The organism is Streptomyces sp. NPDC050264 (assembly GCF_040655895.1).
Lineage (GTDB): Bacteria > Actinomycetota > Actinomycetes > Streptomycetales > Streptomycetaceae > Streptomyces.
Genome location: NZ_JBFAKV010000033.1, coordinates 31,657 through 50,253 on the forward strand (window position 1 = coordinate 31,657; position 18,597 = coordinate 50,253).

The 18,597-nt window shown below is 69.5% G+C and carries 17 protein-coding genes, 1 pseudogene and 1 riboswitch; of the genes and pseudogenes, 9 read left to right on the forward strand and 9 right to left on the reverse strand.

From position 1 onward, the window contains the following. Nucleotides 1-5 precede the first annotated feature (5 nt). Nucleotides 6-1,748, reverse strand: a complete 1,743-nt coding sequence (leuA, locus tag AB0J02_RS38650; RefSeq protein ID WP_363198571.1) for a 2-isopropylmalate synthase — start codon at nucleotides 1,746-1,748, stop codon at nucleotides 6-8. Nucleotides 1,749-1,934: 186 nt separating this feature from the next. Between leuA and AB0J02_RS38655 the strand changes: the two genes are divergently transcribed. Together AB0J02_RS38655 and AB0J02_RS38660 are read left to right on the forward strand one after the other, a co-directional pair. Next, nucleotides 1,935-2,639, forward strand: coding sequence for an FCD domain-containing protein (locus AB0J02_RS38655; protein ID WP_363198572.1), 705 nt, complete (start codon nucleotides 1,935-1,937; stop codon nucleotides 2,637-2,639). Between the two features lie 194 nt (nucleotides 2,640-2,833). Next, nucleotides 2,834-3,493, forward strand: a complete 660-nt coding sequence (locus tag AB0J02_RS38660; protein WP_363198573.1) for an NAD(P)-binding domain-containing protein — start codon at nucleotides 2,834-2,836, stop codon at nucleotides 3,491-3,493. 21 nt (nucleotides 3,494-3,514) lie between these two features. Here AB0J02_RS38660 and AB0J02_RS38665 read toward each other — a convergent pair whose 3' ends face one another. Further along, nucleotides 3,515-4,066 (reverse strand): glycoside hydrolase family 25 protein, encoded by a 552-nt coding sequence (locus tag AB0J02_RS38665; RefSeq protein ID WP_363198574.1) that lies wholly within the window; start codon nucleotides 4,064-4,066, stop codon nucleotides 3,515-3,517. 236 nt (nucleotides 4,067-4,302) lie between these two features. On the opposite strand from AB0J02_RS38665, the gene AB0J02_RS38670 reads away from it, so the two are divergent. Then, nucleotides 4,303-5,289: a L,D-transpeptidase gene (locus AB0J02_RS38670; RefSeq protein ID WP_363198612.1), complete on the forward strand. Its 987-nt coding sequence runs from the start codon at nucleotides 4,303-4,305 to the stop codon at nucleotides 5,287-5,289. Nucleotides 5,290-5,576: 287 nt separating this feature from the next. After that, nucleotides 5,577-6,336, forward strand: a pseudogene (locus tag AB0J02_RS38675) (transposase family protein). Between the two features lie 220 nt (nucleotides 6,337-6,556). Here the strand turns inward: AB0J02_RS38675 and AB0J02_RS38680 are convergent. The 7 genes from AB0J02_RS38680 to gcvT form a co-directional block, all read right to left on the reverse strand. Beyond that, nucleotides 6,557-7,279, reverse strand: a complete 723-nt coding sequence (locus tag AB0J02_RS38680; RefSeq protein WP_363198575.1) for a nucleotidyl transferase AbiEii/AbiGii toxin family protein — start codon at nucleotides 7,277-7,279, stop codon at nucleotides 6,557-6,559. Nucleotides 7,280-7,285: 6 nt separating this feature from the next. Beyond that, nucleotides 7,286-7,456 (reverse strand): hypothetical protein, encoded by a 171-nt coding sequence (locus tag AB0J02_RS38685; protein ID WP_363198576.1) that lies wholly within the window; start codon nucleotides 7,454-7,456, stop codon nucleotides 7,286-7,288. After that, nucleotides 7,456-8,070: a type IV toxin-antitoxin system AbiEi family antitoxin domain-containing protein gene (locus AB0J02_RS38690; protein ID WP_363198577.1), complete on the reverse strand. Its 615-nt coding sequence runs from the start codon at nucleotides 8,068-8,070 to the stop codon at nucleotides 7,456-7,458. Before AB0J02_RS38690 ends, AB0J02_RS38685 begins: the two co-directional genes overlap by 1 nt. Before the next feature lie 130 nt (nucleotides 8,071-8,200). Continuing rightward, entirely contained in the window at nucleotides 8,201-9,583 is a 1,383-nt protein-coding gene (locus tag AB0J02_RS38695; protein ID WP_363198578.1) for an L-serine ammonia-lyase, read from the reverse strand. A gap of 177 nt (nucleotides 9,584-9,760) precedes the next feature. Continuing rightward, nucleotides 9,761-11,026 carry a serine hydroxymethyltransferase gene (glyA, locus tag AB0J02_RS38700; RefSeq protein ID WP_363198579.1) on the reverse strand — a complete coding sequence of 422 codons (1,266 nt, stop codon included), beginning with the start codon at nucleotides 11,024-11,026 and terminating at the stop codon, nucleotides 9,761-9,763. Nucleotides 11,027-11,032: 6 nt separating this feature from the next. Next, a complete protein-coding gene (gene gcvH / locus AB0J02_RS38705) occupies nucleotides 11,033-11,410 on the reverse strand; it encodes a glycine cleavage system protein GcvH (RefSeq protein WP_363198580.1) in 378 nt (125 codons plus the stop codon). Between the two features lie 68 nt (nucleotides 11,411-11,478). Next, entirely contained in the window at nucleotides 11,479-12,594 is a 1,116-nt protein-coding gene (gene gcvT / locus AB0J02_RS38710; RefSeq protein WP_363198581.1) for a glycine cleavage system aminomethyltransferase GcvT, read from the reverse strand. A 172-nt stretch (nucleotides 12,595-12,766) separates the two neighbouring features. After that, a riboswitch (glycine riboswitch) is annotated at nucleotides 12,767-12,866 on the reverse strand. 194 nt (nucleotides 12,867-13,060) lie between these two features. On the opposite strand from gcvT, the gene AB0J02_RS38715 reads away from it, so the two are divergent. The 5 genes from AB0J02_RS38715 to AB0J02_RS38735 all read left to right on the forward strand — a co-directional run bounded on the left by AB0J02_RS38715 (nucleotide 13,061) and on the right by AB0J02_RS38735 (nucleotide 18,594). Next, nucleotides 13,061-13,693 (forward strand): AAA family ATPase, encoded by a 633-nt coding sequence (locus AB0J02_RS38715; RefSeq protein WP_363198613.1) that lies wholly within the window; start codon nucleotides 13,061-13,063, stop codon nucleotides 13,691-13,693. Nucleotides 13,694-13,730: 37 nt separating this feature from the next. Continuing rightward, a complete protein-coding gene (locus AB0J02_RS38720; protein WP_363198582.1) occupies nucleotides 13,731-14,513 on the forward strand; it encodes an enhanced serine sensitivity protein SseB in 783 nt (260 codons plus the stop codon). Nucleotides 14,514-14,631: 118 nt separating this feature from the next. Next, a complete protein-coding gene (locus AB0J02_RS38725; protein ID WP_363198583.1) occupies nucleotides 14,632-15,423 on the forward strand; it encodes an enhanced serine sensitivity protein SseB C-terminal domain-containing protein in 792 nt (263 codons plus the stop codon). 281 nt (nucleotides 15,424-15,704) lie between these two features. Next, the gene (locus AB0J02_RS38730; protein WP_363198584.1) at nucleotides 15,705-16,709 is read left to right on the forward strand and encodes an ABC transporter permease; all 1,005 of its coding nucleotides are present in this window, start codon (nucleotides 15,705-15,707) and stop codon (nucleotides 16,707-16,709) included. A 115-nt stretch (nucleotides 16,710-16,824) separates the two neighbouring features. Continuing rightward, complete coding sequence (locus AB0J02_RS38735) at nucleotides 16,825-18,594, forward strand: ABC transporter substrate-binding protein (protein WP_363198585.1); 1,770 nt, start codon at nucleotides 16,825-16,827, stop codon at nucleotides 18,592-18,594. The last annotated feature ends 3 nt before the right edge of the window (nucleotides 18,595-18,597 follow it).

Genomic DNA, 18,597 nt, shown 5'->3' on the forward strand with positions numbered 1-18,597 from the left:
CCCGGTCAGTGCCGCAGGAGCGCGGCCCGGTTCACCGCGGACAGCACCGCCCGCACGGAGGCGGTCAGCACCGAGGTGGACCGGGCCGCGCCCCATGCGTGGGCTCCGCCGACCCGGCAGCGTACGTAGGCGATCGCCTCGCTGTCGGGGCCCGCGGTCAGGCCGTGCTGGGTGAACGACTCGATGCCGACGTCGAGCCCGGCGGCGGCCAGCGCGTCGGTGAAGGCGGCCAGCGGGCCGTTGCCCTTGCCGTCCAACTCTCTTGCCTCGCCGTCGACTTCGGCCGTGCAGGAGAAGTGGTGCACGGCTCCGTCCTGGTGGGCCGTCCAGTCGGCCAGCGCGACGGGACCCGTGACGTCCAGGTAGGCCGAACGGAACAGCTCGTACAGCTCGTCCGGGCTCGCCTCGGCGCCGCTGTCGTCGGTGGCCTCCTGCACCACGCGCGCGTACTCCGGGCGCATCTCCCGCGGCAGGTCGACCCCGTGGCGCTCCTTGAGCAGGTACGCCATTCCACCCTTGCCCGACTGGGAGTTGACGCGGATCACCGCCTCGTACGTACGCCCGACATCGGCCGGGTCGATCGGCAGATACGGCACCTCCCACGGCTCGTCCGGGTGCTCGGCACGGTGGGCGAGACCCTTGCTGATGGCGTCCTGGTGCGTACCGGAGAAGGCCGTGTGGACGAGGTCGCCGCCGTAGGGATGGCGCGGGTGCACCGCGATGCGGTTGCAGTGCTCGACCGTCTCGCGCACCGCGTCGATGTCCGAGAAGTCGATCATCGGGTCGACGCCCTGCGCGTACAGGTTCAGGGCGAGGGTCACCAGGTCGACGTTGCCCGTGCGCTCACCGTTGCCGAACAGGCAGCCCTCCACGCGCTGCGCGCCCGCCAGGACGGCGAGTTCGGCGCAGGCCACGCCGGTGCCGCGGTCGTTGTGCGGGTGGACGGAGAGGATGACGGAGTCGCGGCGGTCCAGGTTCCGGTGGGCGTACTCGATCTGGTCCGCGTAGATGTTCGGGGTGGCGATCTCGACCGTCGCGGGCAGGTTGTGGGTGACCGGGCGGTCCGGGCTCGCGTCCCACAGTTCGGTCAGGCCGTTGCAGACCTCCAGGACGAAGTCCGGTTCCGTCAGGTTGAACGTCTCCGGCGCGAACTGGAACCGGATGTGCGCGTCGGGCCGGGCGTCGGCGAGCCGCGCCATGTGCGTGGCGGCCTCCCGCACCGTCTCCCACACCTCGGCGCGTGAGCGGCCCAGCACGACGTCGCGCCAGACGCGCGAGGTCGGGATGTACAGGTGCACCACCGCGCGGGGCAGCCCGTCGATCGAGGCGAAGGTCCGCTCGATCAGGTCCGGCCTGGCGGGCGTGAAGACGACAGGGGTCACGTCGTCGGGCACGGCGCCGCTCCGGACACGGTCCACGAGGTGGCGTACGAAGTCGAAGTCCGTGCGGCTCGCCGACGGGTAGCCGACCTCGATCTCCTTGAACCCCATCCCCACCAGCAGGTCGAAGAAGCGGCGCTTGCGGGCGGTGTCCATCGGCTCGGCCAGCGCCTGGTTGCCGTCGCGCAGGTCGACGGGGATCCACAGGGGCGCCTCGGTGAACGTGCGGTCGGGCCAGCTCCGCTGCAGCACGGGTACGTCGACGCGGTCCTGATAGGGGCGGTAGCGGTGGAACGGCATGGGGCCGGGCCGCTGCGGATTCCAGCGGAAGCCGGTGTGCGCGGGCCGCGTGTTCGCGGGACGGTTCATGGGAGGGGGCCTCTCGTGACTGGGTCGTCGGGTGCGACCGGCAGCACGGCGACCCGCGGCGGGGTGCCGGTCGCGTCAGGCCCCGCCGCGGCAGCCGAGAAGAAGGAGACCGCGGAACATGGTCGGTAGACTAACCACACCTCAGGTCCTCAGACAAGTACTCCTCAGACAAGTTGGTTCCCAGTCATGTCGCAGCCCCTCGGTCCCGTCCGCCCCAGTCCCCTCGTCGAGCAGGCCGCCGAGCGTCTGCGGGCCAGGATCGCCGAGGGCGTCTGGCCCGTCGGCGCCCGGCTGCCCGGCGAGACGACCCTCGCCAAGGACCTCGGCGTCGGCCGCTCCACGGTCCGCGAGGCGCTGCGCGCGCTCGCCGGGGCCGGGATGGTGCGGGCCCGGCAGGGCGCGGGCGTGTTCGTCACGGCCCTGCGCCCGGTCGAGGACTGGCCGGCGCGGCTGCGCAGGGCGGCGGTCGGTGACGTGTACGAGGTGCGCACCCTCCTGGAGATCCAGGCCGCACGCCTCGCGGCGGAGCGCCGTACGGACGACGACATCGCGGCGATGCGGGCCGCGCTCGAAGGGCGGCGGGCGGCCGCGGGCGGTCCCGGCGACGCCTTCGTGGACGCCGATGTCGCGCTGCACGCGGCGGTCGTGGCGGCGGCGCACAACCCGGTTCTGACGGACCTGTTCACGGAGTTCGCGCCGGCGCTGCGGCAGGGGCTGATCGAGTTGCTCGGACTCGTCGACGTACAGCGGGCCGAGCGCGACCACGGGGACGCGGCGCACGCGGAGCTGGTGGACGCCGTCGCGGCGGGGGACGCGGAACGGGCGGGGCGCGCGACGCGGGAGGAACTGGTGGCGATCCAGGGGAAGTTGAGGGCGGAGGAGACCGGCTGACGGTCGGCCTGCGATGCGTAGCCCGCCCGTTGGGATACGGCGCGCAGCGGTGCGTGCTCGGTGGGCGGCAGGGGTCACTCTCCGAGCCGTCACTCTTTGAGCCGTCACTCTTTGAGCGGCGCCCAGGAATAGCCGAACCGCCCCCGAGGTTCGCACTCGATGCACATGCATGAATTCCTCTCGAAGGGCATGACATGAAGTTCGGCATCATCGGCGCGGGCAACATCGGCGGCAACCTCACCCGCCGCTTCACGAGCGTCGGCCACGACGTGCACGTGGCCAACTCGCGCGGCCCGCACACCCTCACCGAGCTCGCCGAGGAGACCGGCGCCACGCCCGCCACCCTCGAGGACGCGGTGCGCGACGCGCAGGTCGTGGTCGTCACGATCCCGCTCAAGGCCGTCCCGAACCTGCCCAAGGGCCTGCTGGACACGGCCGCGGCCGACGTGACGGTCATCGACACCGGCAACTACTACCCGCAGCAGCGCGACGGGAAGATCGCCGAGATCGAGGAGGGCCTGACCGAGAGCCGCTGGACGGAGCGCCAGATCGGCCACGACGTCGTCAAGGCGTTCAACGGCACCTACGCCCAGGACATCCTCGACAAGCCGCGCCCGTCCGGCGACCCGGCGCGCGTCGCCCTGCCGATCGCGGGCGACGACACGACCGCCAAGCAGGTCGTCACCGCACTGCTCGACGAGATCGGCTTCGACACCGTCGACGCGGGCGGCCAGGACGACTCGTGGCACCAGCAGCCCGGCACCCCGGTCTACGGCCTCGCCTCCGACGCCATCGCCGTCCGCAAGGCCCTGGACGCGGCGTCCCCGGAGCGCACCGCGGAGTGGCGCGCCTGACCTCCGTCGCCCCGGTGTCCGTCAGGGCGTGGCCCACTCGCGCAGCGCAGCCTTGCTCGCGAAGTCGGCCACGTTCTTGTCGAGGGGTTCGTCGGTGTACTGGTGGAAGCGCCAGTCCGCCTGGATGCGCGGCTTCCCCGACGTCACGTAGTCGGCGATCCACAGGCCGTCACCGGCGTACGACGTCGTGTCGACGGTCAGCCAGAAGTTCCGGTTCGTGTAGAGCACGACCCGGTTGTCCGGCCGCAGCCGCTTCACCTCCCGGATGAACTTGTCCTTCTCCGCGTTGCTCGCGCGCGTGCCGTCGCCGGTCGTCTCCCAGTCCACGGCCAGCAGGTCACCCGCCTTCTCGGGTGCCTTGCTCACGAAGTACTCGGCCTGTGCCGTCAGGTTCCCCGGCCACAGGAAGTGGTAGAAGCCGACGACACAGCCCCCGTCGCGGGCCTTCTTCGTCTGCGCGGCCAGCCGCGGGTTGACGTAACTGCGGCCTTCCGTCGCTTTGATGAAGACGAACGACAGGCCGTCCGTGTCGAACGAGGACTGGTACGCGCTGACATCGATGCCACGAATCATGCAGGGGCCTCCAAGCCGGTGGGGCGACGAGATCGGCATACCCATCGTTACCGGTCAGGCACCGTCGGAAGGGCAGCGTCTCGGTCAGCGGTCGTTTGCCCGCCCGCAGTCTTGGAACACGCTTTACACGGGGATACGCAACTACCGTCGGTCCCTCCGCTGTCTCACAGGGAGTCGGGGGACAGGGAGCGGGCCCCATCGGGGCGCGCGGCGTGACGGAGAGAGTGGGGCAGGTCGTGGGACGGCGCAAGGGCAGCGGCATAGGGATCGCGCTCGTGACGGTTGCGGCGCTGGCGGGCGTGAGCGCCTGCGGCGGCAGCGGCAGCGGGTCGGGCGGGGACGACGGCAGGGCCGCGGGGAAGCCGAGTGCGAGCGCGTCGCACGCACCGGCGAAGCCCAAGGGCCCGCCGATGCTCCTGGAGACGATCACCCCGCAGACCGGCACCACGGTCGGCGTGGCGATGCCGGTCTCGGTGGTGTTCACCAACCCGGTGGCCGCCAAGGCGCGGGCCGCGGTCGAGAAGCACATGAAGGTGAGCGCCTCGCAGCCGGTGGAGGGCGCCTGGCACTGGTTCGGTGACAAGCGCGCCGACTGGCGGCCGAAGGAGTACTGGCCCTCCGGTACGACGGTCAAGGTCGACGCCGACATGAAGGGCGTCACCAACGGCAACGGCCGGTACGGCGTGCGCAGTTACACCCACACCTTCAAGGTCGGCGACGACGTCCGCGCCGATGTCTCCGTCACCGGCCACACCATGAAGGTCACCAAGAACGGCTCGACGGTACGCACCCTGTCGATCAACGCGGGCAGCGCCGAGTACCCGACCTGGAACGGCACGATGGCCGTCATCGACAAGCAGGAGAAGGTCCACATGACCTCCTGCAGCGTCGGCATCAGCTGCGACAAGGGCAGCGCCAACTACTACGACCTGACCCTGCCCTGGGACGTCCACCTCACCCAGTCCGGCACCTACGTCCACTACTCCACCGGCGACCCGAACCCGGGCGGCGGCAGCGCCCGCGGCTCGCACGGCTGCGTCCACCTCTCGCTCGCCGACGCCAAGTGGTTCTACGGGCAGGTCAAGCAGGGCGACCCGATCACCATCACCGGCTCCCCGCGCGCCAAGGCCCCGGCCGACAACGGGTACGCGTCGTTCAACCTGAGCTGGGACCAGTGGCTCGCGGGCAGCGGCTCGGGCGAGGGAACCACCGCGAACCTCTGAGTCCGGGCGCGGCGGGTCAGCACTCGATGATGTGCACCGCAAGCCCGCCGCGCGCCGTCTCCTTCTACTTGACGTTCATCGGGGGACGGTGAGGGGTGAGAGGGCTGGTGCGTTTCTCACTGCACATCACTGGTTTTCGGCCTACGCTCCACGGCCGTCCGAGCTAATAAGCCTTTCCCAACCTGTTGGCTGCGCAGAGGCGTTAGCGGCGGAGGGCTGTACGGAACGACGAAGCTCCTGGTAGACGGGTTCACGACCAAGATCACCCTGTCCGCCAGGAGTTTCACGTGCTTGTCTACCCATGCGCCATCGATCTGTCGAGCCGTATCTTGCGATACCTGAGCAGGCAACTTGCTACGCGGCGAGGGGAAGTCGGTACGCGGTGGCGACGTCTGTCTACGGGGCGCCAGGCCCTGCTCACGCCGGCCCACCTGCGGTGCGGTGACACCTACGCCCAGCTCGCCACAGGGTTCGGCGTGGGGATCGCCACGGTCTACCGCTACATACGAGAGGCCATCAACGTCCTCGTCGCTATCGCGCCCACGCTGACCGAGGCCCGTGGGGGCCGCACGACACAAAGCGTTCGTCATCCTGGACGGCACCTTGTTGCCGATCGACCGGATCGCCGTCGACCGCCCGTACTACTCGGGGAAACACAAGCGCCACGGCGTGAACGTGCAGGTGATGACCGATCCGTTCGGTTGTCTCATCTGGGCTTCTCCGGCCCTGCCCGGTTCTACCCATGATCTGACCGGGGCCCGTGCCCACGGACTCGTCGAGGCCCTGGCAGCGGCCGAATTGGAGTGCTGGGCCGACCGCGCCTACCAGGGCGCCGGCCGCCACGTCCGCGTACCGATCCGAGGCCGGAAGCTCAAGCGATGGCAGCGGCGTCACAACACCACCCACGCCAAGATCCGGTGCGTCGGCGAACAAGCCATGGCCACCCTGAAGAGCTGGCGCGTCCTCCGCAAGATCCGGTGCAGCACCACCCGGATCACCGGCCTCGTACGGGCGATACTCGCCCTTCACCTCGCCGCTTCCGTATGAGGTTGGAAAAGGCTCAAGTTGTGGGTGGGATCCGGGCCGGCCTGACCGCCGTGGCCGAACGGATCGGCCCTGCTTCTTGCTTCCGCAGCCTCGTGGTCTTCACCGCCGAGCTCATGGCCTGTGTAGTCCGCGTCTGTAACGTCGTTCTACGTACGGGGAGTTGCCGCATCTTCGCGGCATCGCGAACGGGGCGGCATCCACCATTCGTGTGTCAGGCGTATCACATCCACGTACTGGCTGAGCTGCTCCAAACACGTGTGTCGGCAGCGCCTGCGAGCAGCGGGTCTGCGAATGCGACCACAACGCCGACCACGTCAGTGAAGAGATTCGGGTAACCGGCCGAAGAAGGCCCCTGTCGTCGGCGCCAGGCGGCGTAGGAGGATTGGCGGCGCTCGGCGAGGTCGGTGATCGCGGCGCTGAGGGGCTTCAACTCGATGCTGCGGTGTGTGGCTGTGGCGGCCAGTGCCGCGGTCAGTTCTCCGCCGCTGAGATTGTTCAGCGTCAGCAGGCGGTAGAGGTCCGCGTAGTCCCGATCGCGAGTGTTGAGATCGCCGAGTGAGACGGCGGTGGAAAGCTTCTCGGCGATGACCGTGGCGAGCGGGTGGCCGAGGAGCGGGAAGCTTTCCGGGGTGAGCTGCTGTGGGTAGTCGATGGTCTGAGGTCCAGGAGTGACGGGATCGCCGAAGCTGATGTCCAGTTGGAGTTTGAGACGTGCCCGGGCGATCGATGCGGCCATGGACAGCCGCAGACCGTGATACTCGTCCTCCTCTCGGATGGGTACGGTTCTGAGCGTGGCGGAGTCGAATGCCACACCGTCATCGACCTCTGTGGCTGCGATCGTGGCGATTCTGTGGGTGATCTCGGCTTCCTCGCCGGAGAACGCGTGACCGAGGATGTCGATGTCCCGGGTTGTCCGGCGGGCGCCGAATTGGGCGAGCAGCAAGCCGCCCTAGAGGATGAAGTGTTCGCGGCCGAGAGGGGATGCCGCCAGGCGGTAGAGGAAGCGTTCGAGCACGTACTCGACCATCACCTCGTCCGTTGAACGGTCGTCGCGGCGGGCCAGTTTGCGCAGGTCGTTGTAGACGCGCCCTGCGGTGGTACTACGGGTTGGGTTGACCATCAGGCGAGCACCGCCTCTACGGCGGGACGGATGATGGAGAGCGCGCCCAGTTCGCGGGCGATGAGCTGGAGTTCGCCGCCCCCGCTCCGTCCGTTGCGACGCAGGTAGCGGCCAAGTGCCGACAGGGCCGTGGTCTCGCCGATTCTGCCACGGTGGCGCATCGCGTCGACAACGCTGCGGGCGGCGTTGTAGGAGGGAATTGTCTCCCCTGGTGCGGCCTCGAACCGTTCGACGCCGAGGTTGAAAGTCTTCGCCGTGTACTGCGCCACCACGGTCGGGGGATAAGAGATCGTAGGACGGCGTGAGCCGCGTGGTACGGCGATGTGTACCGCGCTGGGGATGTCGTCGATCAGCTCGTGCAGAGCCAGGGCGGACTCCCCGCAGAGGACCGCGCGAGGCGCCCGAGTGCACACGGCCAGTAGGTCTGCGTGTGCAGTCTCCGGCGCGTCTGCCCGCCGGTACACACCACGGGACAGTTCGTCTATCTCGCCTTCGGCGACCAGGTGCGCCACATCGCGAGCGGAGAGCAGGGCCTGACGTGCCTGCGCTGTCGTGAACGTAGGGGATAGGTCGGACAGCCGCTGCTCCAGGCGCGAGATTTCCGCAGCACTCATGTATCAAATGGTACCCCCATAAGTGGTTCGAGGGGTCGATTCGATACATTCAGATCGCGGGAGCGGATCTCGTAACTGGTCGTGTGTCGCGAACCTGCTGCGCAGGGTGTGCCCTCTCAGCACTCGGTGATCAGCACTCGATGATGTTGACGGCGAGCCCGCCCCGCGCCGTCTCCTTGTACTTCACGCTCATGTCCGCGCCGGTCTCCTTCATGGTCTTGATGACCTTGTCGAGGGAGACCTTGTGCGAGCCGTCGCCGCGCATCGCCATCTTGGCGGCGGTGACCGCCTTCACGGCCGCCATGCCGTTGCGCTCGATGCAGGGGATCTGGACGAGGCCGCCGACGGGGTCGCAGGTCAGGCCGAGGTTGTGCTCCATGCCGATCTCGGCCGCGTTCTCCACCTGTTCCGGGCTGCCGCCGAGGACCTCGGCGAGCGCGCCCGCCGCCATCGAGCAGGCCGAGCCGACCTCGCCCTGGCAGCCGACCTCGGCGCCCGAGATCGAGGCGTTCTCCTTGAACAGCATGCCGATCGCTCCGGCCGAGAGCAGGAAGCGGACCACGCCCTCGTCTTTTTCCTGGGAGGACCCGCCGGGCACGAAGTTCACGTAGTAGTGCAGGACGGACGGGATGATGCCGGCCGCGCCGTTCGTCGGGGCGGTGACCACCCGGCCGCCGGCCGCGTTCTCCTCGTTCACCGCCATCGCGTACAGCGTGATCCACTCCATGGCGTGCGCCAGCGGCTCGCCCTCGGCGCGCAGCTTGCGGGCCGAGCCCGCGGCCCGGCGGCGGACCTTGAGGCCGCCCGGCAGGATGCCCTCGCGGGACATGCCGCGCGACACGCACGCCTGCATCACGCGCCAGAGTTCGAGCAGCCCGGAGCGGATCTCGTCCTCGGTGCGCCAGGCCTTCTCGTTCTCCAGCATCAGCGCCGGGATGGACAGGCCCGTCTCGCGGGTGAGGCGCAGCAGCTCGTCGCCGGTGCGGAACGGGTACTTCAGGACGGTGTCGTCCGGCACGACCGGGTTCTCGCCGGCCACGGCATCCTCGTCGACGACGAAGCCGCCGCCCACCGAGTAGTACGTCTTGGTCAGCAGCTCGGCGCCCTCGGCGTCGTGGGCCCACAGCCGCATGCCGTTGGCGTGGTAGGGCAGCGTCTCGCGGCGGTGCAGGATCAGGTCGTCGTCGTAGGAGAAGGCGATGTCGTGCACGCCGAGCAGGTTGAGCCGGCCGGACGACCTGATCGTCTCCACCCGCTCGTCGGCGTGCTCGACGTCGACGGTGCGCGGGGACTCGCCCTCCAGGCCGAGCAGGACCGCCTTCGGCGTGCCGTGCCCGTGGCCGGTCGCGCCGAGCGAACCGTACAGCTCGGCGCGTATCGAGACGGTGTGGGCCAGCAGGCCCTCGTTCTTCAGGCGCCGCGCGAACATCCGCGCGGCGCGCATCGGGCCGACTGTGTGCGAGCTGGACGGGCCGATGCCGATCGAGAACAGGTCGAAGACCGAGATGGCCACGGTGAGGACTCCAATGGTGGGTGGTAGACGCCGTTGTCTGCCGGGTCGTGCGGATGTGCGGGAACGGGTTCAGGAACACGGGCGGGGCACCGTGCGCGCTGGATCCTTCTGTTTCCAGTGTGCGCGGTGCCCCGGAAGTGTGTACGTACGCAAGGGTACGTAACTGCGTCCAATTCCCTACAGGCCGGGGTACAGGGGGTGCTTCTCGGCCAGAGCGGTCACCCGGGCCTTGAGGGCGTCCGCGTCGTAGGACGGCTTGAGGGCCTCGGCGATCACGTCGGCGACCTCGGTGAAGTCCTCGGCGGTGAAGCCGCGGGTGGCGAGGGCGGGCGTGCCGATGCGCAGGCCGGAGGTGACCATCGGCGGGCGCGGGTCGTTCGGGACGGCGTTGCGGTTGACCGTGATGCCGACCTCGTGGAGGCGGTCCTCGGCCTGCTGGCCGTCGAGCTCGGAGTCGCGCAGGTCGACCAGGACCAGGTGCACGTCCGTACCGCCGGAGAGCACGTTCACGCCGTGGGCGCGGGCGTCCTCGGAGGTCAGACGCTCGGCGAGGATGCGGGCGCCCTCGATCGTGCGCTGCTGGCGCTCCTTGAAGTCGTCCGAGGCCGCGAGCTTGAAGGAGACCGCCTTCGCCGCGATCACGTGCTCCAGGGGGCCGCCCTGGAAGCCCGGGAAGACGGACGAGTTCAGCTTCTTCGCGAAGTCCTTCTTGGCGAGGATGATGCCGCCGCGGGGACCGCCGAGCGTCTTGTGCGTCGTGGAGGTGACGACGTCCGCGTGCTCGACCGGGTTCGGGTGCAGGCCCGCGGCCACGAGGCCCGCGAAGTGCGCCATGTCGACCCACAGGTACGCCTCGACCTCGTCGGCGATGCGACGGAACTCGGCGAAGTCCAGCTGGCGCGGGTACGCCGACCAGCCGGCGATGATCACCTTCGGGCGGTGCTCCTTGGCGAGCCGCTCCAGCTCGGCCATGTCGACCAGGCCGTTGTCGTCGACGTGGTACGCGACCACGTTGAACTGCTTGCCGGAGAAGTTCAGGCGCATGCCGTGCGTGAGGTGGCCGCCGTGCGCCAGGTCCAGGCCGAGGATCGTGTCGCCGGGCTTGGCGAGCGCGAAGAGGGCGGCCTGGTTCGCGGAGGCGCCGGAGTGCGGCTGCACGTTGGCGTACTCGGCGCCGAACAGCTCCTTGACCCGGTCGATCGCGATCTGCTCGGTGACGTCGACGTGCTCGCAGCCGCCGTAGTAGCGGCGGCCGGGGTAGCCCTCGGCGTACTTGTTGGTGAGGACCGAGCCCTGGGCCTCCATGACGGCGACCGGCGCGAAGTTCTCCGACGCGATCATTTCGAGGGTCGACTGCTGGCGGTGCAGCTCGGCGTCGACGGCCTTGGCCACGTCCGGGTCGAGCTCGTGCAGGGACGCGTTCAGTGCGGACTTTTCAGACATCTTCGGTCAGCTCCCGGAGAACTCGGTGTACTCGTCGGCGGTGAGCAGGTCCTTGGGCTCCTCGGAGATCCGGACCTTGAACAGCCAGCCGCCCTCGAAGGGGGCCGAGTTCACCAGGGACGGGTCGTCGACGACGTCCTGGTTGGCCTCGGTGACCTCGCCCGAGACCGGGGAGTACAGGTCGGAGACCGACTTGGTGGACTCCAGTTCGCCGCAGGTCTCGCCCGCGGTGATGGTGTCGCCGACCTCGGGGAGCTGGACGAACACGATGTCACCGAGCGCGTTGGCCGCGTGCTCCGTGATACCGACCGTGGCGACGCCGTCCTCCACGGCCGACAGCCACTCGTGCTCCTTGCTGTAACGCAGCTGCTGGGGGTTGCTCATGAGGCGAATTCTCCTGTACGCGGGACGGTGCTGGTGACAGTGGGGTGAGCGCTACGGGGTGGCGCGGGTTACTTCTGGCGCTTGTAGAACGGCAGCGCCACGACCTCGTACGGCTCATGCGTACCGCGGATGTCCACGCCCACGCCTGCCGTGCCGGGCGCGGCGAGCGCGGCGTCCACGTACGCGATGGCGATCGGCTTGCCCAGGGTCGGGGAGGGGGCGCCGGAGGTGACCTCGCCGACCACCTGGCCCTCGTGGACGACCGGCATGCCCGCGCGCGGGACGCGGCGGCCCTCGGCGACCAGGCCGACGAGCTTGCGGGGCGGGGCGGTCTCGGCGCGACCGGCGGCGGCCGTCAGGGCCTCGCGGCCCACGAAGTCGCCGTCCTTCTCGAACTTCACGACCCGGCCGAGCCCCGCGTCGAACGGCGTCAGCTCCGTGGTCAGCTCGTGCCCGTACAGCGGCATGCCCGCCTCCAGGCGCAGCGTGTCGCGGCAGGACAGGCCGCACGGGGTGAGGCCGTACTCGGCGCCCGCCTCGGTCAGCGCCTGCCACAGCTTCTCCGCGTCGGCGGGGGCGACGAACAGCTCGAAGCCGTCCTCGCCGGTGTAGCCGGTACGCGCGATGAGCGCCTCGACACCGGCGACGGTGCCGGGCAGACCGGCGTAGTACTTCAGCCCGTCCAGGTCGGCGTCCGTGACGGACTTCACGATGGCGGGGGAGTGCGGGCCCTGCACGGCGATCAGCGCGTACGCGTCCCGGTCGTCGCGGACCTCGGCGTCGAACCCGGCGACGCGCTCGGTCAGGGCGTCCAGGACGGTCTGCGCGTTGCCCGCGTTCGCGACCACCAGATATTCGGGGGCCTCGGTCTCACCGAGGCGGTAGACGATCAGGTCGTCGAGGATGCCGCCGTCCGCGCGGCAGATCATGGTGTAGCGGGCGCGGCCGACACCGACCGTGGCGATGTTGCCCACGAGCGAGAAGTTCAGGAACGCCGCCGCGTCCGGTCCCGACACCGTGATCTCACCCATGTGCGACAGGTCGAAGAGGCCGGCCTTCGTACGCACGGCGTTGTGCTCGTCGCGCTCACTGGCGTACCGCAGCGGCATGTCCCAGCCGGCGAAGTCGGTCATCGTGGCGCCCAGCGAGCGGTGCAGGGCGTCGAGTGCGGTGGTACGGGTCATGGTGCTGCTCCCGGGCGTGACGGCGATGGCGAGGGGTCCCCCGTGGCGGAGGTTCCTCCCCATCTGTCATCGGAACCTGAGAGGTTCGCCCCGACCACGCGTACTGGTGGTCATGACTTGCACCTTGGGTGGGACCGCCGGACTGGCCGGGCGGCCCGCTTTTCAGATGTGCCTCGCCCGCGCGGTACGGGGCCTGAGAGATTCAAGGGAGGAACTTGCTCCTTCGGCGTCCGGGTACACGTACGTGTCCGGAACTCTCCCGCGCGGATTCGAACGGCCGGTATGCGGTTGTGTGCGTGTGGCGCGCACATCATTGCACGCCCGCGGAACGGGGAAACCTCTTGTAGGGCATTACCTTCTCTTTACACTTGGTGAGAAGAGTGGCGTGACCGGAACGGGGAGGACGATCACGGTGCACAAGGCAGTCGTGGGCGCGTACGGGACGACGGCTTCGGCCGGGTCGGCGGTGGTGCCGGGAGTGCCGGGGGTGCGTGCCCCGCGGCAGCGTTCGGTGCGGGACCTGCGAGGGCGCGATGGCCGTACACCGCACCGGATCGGCTTCGCGGCGGGCGACTTCGTCGTGCTCTCCGGACTGCCGGGCAGCGGCAAGTCGACCCTGATGCGGCGGGCCGTCACGGTCGTGCGCATCGACTCGCAGGACACCCGGGAGCGCTGGGCCGCCCGGCTGCCCCGCCGGGTGCCGTACGCGCTCTACCGCCCGCTGGTCCGCATCGCGCACTACGTGGGCCTGCGGCGGGCGATGCGCTCGGGCGCCAGCGTCGTCGTGCACGACTGCGGCACCCAGGCCTGGGTGCGCCGCTGGGTGACCCGCGCGGCCCGGCGGCGCGGCGCCTCCGTCCACCTGCTGCTCCTCGACGTGCCGCCGGACACGGCGCTCGAAGGGCAGCTGGAGCGCGGCCGAGGGGTGTCGCGGTACGCGTTCGCGCGGCATCGTCGGGCGGTGGGCGCCCTGGTGACGTCGACGGAGCGGGGCGATCTGCCGTCGGGGATCGAGTCGGCGGTGCTGCTGGACCGGGCGGCGACCGACGCGCTCGGCGGGATCACGTTCAGGGAACAGCCGTCCGGGCCCGGGGAGTAGCCCGCCCGTCCGGACGTTCGCGTTATCGTCGGCGGCTATGGAGCACCCGGCGCATCACGAGGACGCACACCCCCACCCCCACCCCACGCGGGGCTGGCCGGCGAACGAGCTGGAGGAGGTCCTCGCCGCGGCACTCGGTGTCGAAGGGGCGGGCGCCCGCATCGTCGAGGTCCTCGGCCGCAGCCCGGTCTGGATACCCCTGCCACAGGGCGGCGGCACCGCGAGCCGCGACCTCGACCTGCCGACGCTGGAGATCGAGGGCCAGGTGTACGTGCCCGTCTTCAGCTCCGAGCAGCAATTCATGCAGGTCACCGGCGGCCGCATGGACTGCACGGTGGCCCCGGCCGTCGAGTTCGCGCGCGGACTGCCCGCCCAGGTCGGGCTCGCCGTGAACCCGGACGGCGCGGTCGGCATCCCGCTGCCCCCGGCCGCCGTCGCCGAGCTGGCCCGCAGCGGCCGCACCCCGCTGGACGGCCCGGCCACCGGCGGCCGCGTCGTGCTCTCCGAGCCGGACTGGCAGCACGACCCGGTGGACTTCCTGGCGGCGGTGCGCGAGGAGTTCGAGGCGACCGGCACCGTACTGAGCGCCCGCCGCTGCCTCGCCGTCGTCGAGGACGCGACTCCCTCCCTGTTCGTCGGCGTGGAACTGAGCCAGTGGGAGGGCGCCGCACGCGATCTGCCGCTGGACGCGCTGGGCCGTGCGCTCGGCCGGGCACCGGTCGGCTGGCCGGTGAACCTGGTCTTCCTCGACGTCACGCAGGACCCGGTCGCCGACTTCCTGCGCGCACGCGTACGTCCGTTCTACGCGCGGGAACGGTGACGCCGTCCGTCAAGTCGGTGTCAGGAACGCCGCTTAAGCTGGTTTCATGACCTGACCGGGCGGCGCTGTGCCCTCCGGTCACGGCGGAACACGGACGTTCACGAAGGGGCGGTTACGGGTGAGTGCGTCGGGCACGGCCGCGGCCGGACAGGTCGAGCACATGCTGCGCCAGGTGACCCCCGGGCGCTACGACGCATACGAGGCGCTCCTCGCGGCCCTCGCCGCCGGACAGGTCTGGATGCTGCTCTGGCACGGCCAGGCCGGCTCGCCCGACGCCCAGTACGGGAACATGGACGTCGACGGTTTCTCCTACGCACCCTGCGTGACGTCCGCTCAGGAACTCTCCGCGTCCGGCTGGTCCCGCGCCTACGAGGTGGTCGGCGGGGTCGACGCGGCCCGCACCCTCTACCCCGACCACTACGGCCTGTGGCTCAACCCGCACGCCCCCGGCGGCGGAGTGGGCGTGCCCTGGCTCGACCTGCGCCGCATCGCGGGCGGGCTCGACCGGCAGCCCGCCGGGCCGATGCGGCTGGCCGAGCCGACCATCGAACTCCCGCAGTTCTACGCGCTGCTCGCGCAGAACGCGCACCGCACCACCGCGATCCGCTCGCTGCGCCGCGCCTGGGTGCAGCCCGCGATCGGCGTGCCGTACCTGGCGATCGGCCTCGACGTGTACGACACGGCGCCCGCGTCGGTGGACGCGGTGCGCGCGATGATGCAGCAGTCCGTCGCGGCGGTCCCGGAGGGCCTGCCGGTCTCCACGGTGGCCATGTCCGACGCGTACGACCCGGTGGCGATGTGGCTGCGGGCGAACGCCCGGCCGTTCTACGACCGTGAGGCGCATGCCGCGCCGGCGGCCCCGGCCGGTGGCGGGTACGGATATCCGCCGCCGTACGGCGCTTCGTACTGACCACGGTCTATGGGCAGTTGTGGGCCCAATGTCCGAGCTGGCGCCACTAACGACCCAACTGCCCAACGTCCGCACCCCGTTCACAGCCGTCCGGATAACGGAACACCCCTGACAGCATCACGTTTAGGCATCCTTTCCCCGTCAAGTCTGGCAACAGATCGCACACAGGTTGAAGACTCCGGCAGCAAGGGGCTTCGCCTCTTTGTACGACGGACTGAATCACGCCGCTACAGCGGCAAGTGTGGGCCGGTCACCGCCGGTTGAGAGGGGTCCTTGCCACGATGACGGCACCATTGCACGACACGACTGCGGAAGCGGATCCGACCGCCGCGGTCGACGCCGCCGCGAGCGCGCCCGGCCGCAAGGTCGAGGGCCGGTCGCTGAAGCAGATCGCCTGGAACCGCCTCAAGCGGGACAAGGTCGCCCTCGCCGGTGGCATCGTTGTCGTCTTCCTGATCCTGGTGGCGGTCTTCGCGCCGCTCATCGTGAGCCTTCTCGGCCACCCGCCGAACCAGTTCCACCAGGACAAGCTGGACCCCCTGACGAACCTGCCCACCGGCTCCCTGGGCGGTGTCAGCGGCGACTTCCTGTTCGGCGTCGAGCCGAACAAGGGCCGCGACGTGTTCAGCCGCATCGTCTACGGCGCCCGCATCTCGCTGCTCGTGGCCTTCCTCGCGGCGATCCTCGCGGTGGCGCTCGGCACGCTGTTCGGCATCATCGCCGGCTACTTCGGCGGCTGGGTCGACGCGCTGATCAGCCGCGTCATGGACGTGCTGCTCTCCTTCCCGCAGCTGCTCTTCATCATCTCCCTGGTCTCGGTGCTCCCGGACGACCTGCTGGGCCTGACCGGCAGCGGGGTGCGCATCGCCGTCCTCGTGATGGTCATCGGCTTCTTCGGCTGGCCGTACGTCGGCCGCATCGTCCGAGGGCAGACGCTCTCGCTGCGTGAGCGCGAATACGTGGAAGCGGCCCGGTCGTTGGGCGGCGGCTCGCGGCACATCCTCTTCCGGGAGCTGCTGCCGAACCTGGCCGCGCCGATCGTCGTCTACATGACGCTGATGATCCCGACGAACATCCTCACGGAGGCCGCGCTCAGCTTCCTCGGCGCCGGTGTCCGGCCGCCCACGGCGTCCTGGGGCGGCATGCTCCGCGACGCGCTCGAGACGTACGAGCACGACCCGATGTTCATGATCTTCCCGGGCGTCACGATCTTCATCACCGTCCTCGCGTTCAACCTCTTCGGCGACGGGCTGCGCGACGCGCTCGACCCCAAGGGGTCCCGGTAAAGCCACAGGCCCGACAGGTCTGTACCGAACTGCCCCTGCCGCACTGTCAGGTGGCTCTACTCCATGGTTCTCCGGCAGCTCTGCCCGGGACCGCGATCTCGGAGGTTACGAGAAAATGCCCACAAGTTCCCCGAAGCGACGGCTCGCCGCTGGCGCGGCCCTCGTCGTCGCGGCGCTCGTGTCGACCACGGCGTGCGGCGGCGGTGACGGCGACTCCAAGGACTCGTCGAAGGGCGCCGGTTACGACGCGGCGTACAACAAGATCGCCAACGCCTCCACGAAGAAGGGAGGCACGCTGAAGATGGTCGGCAAGCAGGACCTGGACTCCGCCGACCCGCAGCGCGCCTACTACGGCATGTCGTGGGACTTCATGCGGTTCTACACGCGTCAGCTGGTGACGTTCGCGCCGAAGGCGGGCGCCGCCTCCACCGAGCTGGTCGGCGACCTCGCCTCCTCCACCGCGAAGGTCACCGACGGCGGCAAGACCTACACGTACACCCTGCGTGACGGCGTCACGTGGGAAGACGGTTCGCCGATCACCTCGCAGGACATCAAGTACGGCATCGAGCGCATCTGGGCGACGGACACCATCACCGGTGGTCCGCAGTACCTGAAGCAGAACCTGGACCCCAAGGGCGAGTACAAGGGCCCCTACAAGGACAAGTCCAAGGACAAGCTCGGCCTGAAGTCGATCCAGACGCCGGACGCGAAGACCATCGTCTTCAAGCTGCCCAAGGCCAACGGTGACTTCGAGCAGTTCCTCGCCATGCCGTCCGGCTCGCCGGTGAAGCAGGAGAAGGACACGGCGACCAAGTACACCCAGCACCCGTTCTCCTCCGGCCCGTACAAGTTCCAGTCGTACAAGGCCAACAAGAAGATCGTGCTGGTCCGCAACGACAAGTGGAAGAAGGCCTCGGACCCGATCCGCGCCGCGCTTCCCGACAAGATCGACGTGACGATCTCCGCCAACCTGGAGGAGAACGACAAGCGCCTCATGGAAGGCGACTACGACGTCGACCTGAACGGCACCGGCATGACGCAGTCGGGTCGCGTCACCGCCGTGCAGGACCACAAGGACAGCGTCGACAACATGCGGACCTCGTTCGTCCGCTACGTCGCCCTGGTCCACACCGCCAAGCCGTTCGACAACGTCCACTGCCGCAAGGCCGTGTTCTACGCGACGGACTTCGCCGGTCTGCAGCAGACCCGCGGTGGCCAGCTGGCCGGTGGCGAGATCGCCAACTCGACCCTGCCGGTCTCCATCAAGGGCCACAGCGACTACGACCCGTACGGCGTCCTCGCCCGCAAGGGCAAGCCGGACGTGACCAAGGCCAAGGCCGAGCTGAAGGAGTGCGGCAAGCCGGCCGGCTTCTCCACGAAGATCACCGCCCGTAACAACCAGCCGGGTGAGGTCGACACCGCCGAGGCGCTCCAGGAGCAGCTCTCCAAGGTCGGCATCAAGCTCGAGGTCGACTCCCTCGACGGCGCCGAGACCTCCGCGATCACCGGTTCGCCGAAGGTCGTCAAGGAGCGCGGCTACGGCATGACGATGAGCGGCTGGGGCCCGGACTTCCCGTCCGGCCAGGGCTTCGGCCAGCCGCTGTGGGACAGCCGGTTCCTGTCGGACACCGGTAACTACAACGAGTCCCAGATCAAGGACAAGAAGATCGACGGTCTCTTCGACAAGGCGATCGCCGAGACCGACGCCGAGAAGGCCGGGAAGATCTACGAGGAGCTCGACCACCGGATCCTCGACCAGGCCGACTGGATGCCCTTCATCTACGAGAAGAACATCACCTGGCGTGGCCCGCGTCTGACCAACGTCTACATGTCCGACGCGTACAACGGTCGCTACGACTACGCCTCCCTCGGCGTCGTCAAGTAACAC